Annotated in this window: 3 protein-coding genes; 1 reads left to right on the top strand and 2 read right to left on the bottom strand. The window is 64.3% G+C overall.

Going from position 1 to position 2,570, the window contains the following annotated elements; genetic code table 11:
- A partial coding sequence (locus ACYVDE_RS19930) for an NmrA family NAD(P)-binding protein (protein WP_460503286.1) occupies positions 1 to 702 on the bottom strand: 702 nt, incomplete at its 3' end.
- Between the two features lie 148 nt (positions 703 to 850).
- On the opposite strand from ACYVDE_RS19930, the gene ACYVDE_RS19935 reads away from it, so the two are divergent.
- Positions 851 to 1,723, top strand: a complete 873-nt coding sequence (locus ACYVDE_RS19935) for an AraC family transcriptional regulator (protein ID WP_460503287.1) — start codon at positions 851 to 853, stop codon at positions 1,721 to 1,723.
- A gap of 220 nt (positions 1,724 to 1,943) precedes the next feature.
- Here the strand turns inward: ACYVDE_RS19935 and ACYVDE_RS19940 are convergent, their stop codons facing one another.
- The gene (locus ACYVDE_RS19940) at positions 1,944 to 2,267 is read right to left on the bottom strand and encodes a hypothetical protein (RefSeq protein ID WP_460503288.1); all 324 of its coding nucleotides are present in this window, start codon (positions 2,265 to 2,267) and stop codon (positions 1,944 to 1,946) included.
- Between the last annotated feature and the right edge of the window lie 303 nt (positions 2,268 to 2,570).

Raw genomic sequence — 2,570 nt, forward strand, 5'->3', positions numbered from 1 at the left:
CCCGCCGACAGGGCCAGCCAGCTCGCACAGGCCCTGGGCCTGAGCGAGCTGGCTGGCCATTTCGGCGTGGGTCAGGGCCGCGGGCCCGGTCAGGTTGTAGGTGCGGCCTTCGTGGCCGGACTCCGTGAGCGCGGCGGCAGCGGCGGCGGCAATGTCGCGGATGTCCACGACGCTAACCCGGGCATCGCCGATGGCAGCAAAAAACACGCCTTGGTGCACAATAGATTCGCGAAATCCGAGCAGGCCCTGCATAAACAAGTTGGGTCGCAGGAACGTGTAAGCCAGTCCGCTGGCCCGAATGGCCTCCTCCACGGCCGCGTGGTAGCGCAGGAAGCGCACCGGCGAGAGGCGGTCGGCAGCCCACTGCGACAGCTTCACCACCTGCCGCACGCCGGCCTGCCGGGCCTGCTGCACAAAGTTGAGCTGCTGCTGCTCGGCCCGTTCCGTGGAATTGGTGAGCAGGAATGTCCGTTCTACCCCCACCAGGGCCGGGGCCAGACTGGCCGGGTCGTCGAGGTCGCCCACCACAAGCTCTACCCCCGGCTGCCCTTGCAGCGCCGCCGCCGCCGGCAGCGAGCGAACCAGGGCGCGGAACGGCACCCCCCGGCGAATAAGAATTTTTGTTAATTCGCTGCCAATCGTACCGGTAGCGCCGGTCAGCAGGATGGTGGGCGCGGTGCCCGCCGTAAAAACAGTACTCATACGTAAGCGTTTTTTAGGGTATCATTAAGGCGGTTTGGCCTGGCCCCGGGCGGGCGCCGCTAGCATCGGGTACTCGCCTGGGCCAGCCAATTCGCGGTACAAACGTACCAGCCCCCGTCGTCCGGAAATTGTAAGAAAACGAAGCCTCATGCCTTCCCCTCCGACCCAGCTTCAGGAATTGTTTGTGCCGACCCCGGCGGCTCTGCGGCAAGTCATCCGGCACTTCGTACTCCTAACCGTCGGGGAGGGTGAGGAGCCGGTGGTGCAGAAGCTGCTGCCGACTTTTCAATTGCTGCTGCTCATTAACTTAGGCGCGAAGGCCGAAATGTGGCCGGCCAGTAAACCCGCTGCGGAGCAGACGTGCGTAGTGCAAGGCATCGTCCTCACGGGGCCCGTCAAAACGGCCTTGCACTACCGGCTGCAACCCGGCAGCCGGGTGCTGGCCGCAGCATTTACGCTCGAAGGTTTTTTTCGCCTGTTCCGGCTGCCCGTGGGGGTATTGGGCACTGCGTTCACCGACCCCGACGACCTAGTCAAGGGCTGGGGCTTTGCGCAGCTCTGGGAGCGGCTTATGTTGCTGCCCGCCCCCAGCCAACTCGTGCAGGCCGTGGCCGATTTTCTGGTGCCCCACCTCCACGCCGCCGAAGCGCCGCAAGCCCAACTAATCGGGCAGCTGCCACTGCTTTCGGGCAGCACGCACCTCAATCCGGTGAAAGTAATGGCCACCGCCAGTCAGCTATCGGAGCGCGCGCTACAACTGCGATTTCGCAAGTATCTGGGATTTTCCGCGAAGGAGGCGATGCGCTTTATCCGGTTTCGGCAGGTACTGGATGAGCTACAATGGTTGGGGCCTGCTGGCCGCCGGGCCGACTGGCTGGCACTGCTGGCGCTGCACGGCTATTACGACCAGAGCCACCTGATACACGATTTCACGTACTTTCTGCAGCAGTCGCCCTCCGCCGTAAGCAAGGAGTTGCTTTGGGGCGATACCATCTGCTTTACTCGCAGCGACTTGCAGTAAGCTACCAACTGGTGCGTGGCGTGTTGCGCCAAATTTCTGTCCTGTTGCCCGCATCAGTGCGAGCACGCATCCATCCTTGGGAGCGGGGTGCCGGGCACTTTGGGCGGAACGCCGGGGCCGGACCCTGGAGCGCCGGGCTTTTTAAGTGAAACTCCGGGGCCGGACCCCGGGATTTCGGGGTTCGACCCCGGAGTTTCGGGGAAGTGGTTGCGGTAGTGGCTCAGGAGCCGGTCAGTTCGGTATCGGTCTGGGGTTGGTCGGGCGTGTCGGTGCGGTCGGGGCCGCTGTCGGCCGGGCCGCCTTCGAGGCCGTTGGTCTGGCTGGCGTCGCCGTAGTCGATGCGGATGCCCGCGCCGTAGCCCATGTTCTGCTGGGTGCTGGTGGGCGTGTTGCCGGCGCTGGCCGGGGCAGCGTCCACGTTGGCATCTTGGTTGGGTGTGCTGCTGACGGTTGCGTCATTTTCCGAGGTCTTGTCGGGGGTAGAAGCGCTGGTCGGGGCCTGGTCGGGGCGGGGGTCGGTGGGGTTTTGCTCGGGCGTAGGCATAAGGTTTAGGATAGGGAAAAGGGAAAAAGGGAAATGGGCCGCCTGATTGGGTGTACGGCTGGGCGGCGGCGCGGTTGGCGGCCTTGCACCCCGCGCAGTATCTTGCTACCCGCTTTCTACATCCTGTATTTTCCGTACCCTTTTCCTTTCCATCGTGGCCACTTCTATCGACGACTTTTACCACCAGAAGACCGACGCCGAGCTGCAGTTTTTCGCCGACCACCCCGAGCTCTACCAGCCCAGCCTGGTCGATGCCGCCCGCAGCGAGCTGCGCCGCCGGGGCGTAGCACCCACCGCGGCTGC

Source organism: Hymenobacter agri, assembly GCF_054778495.1.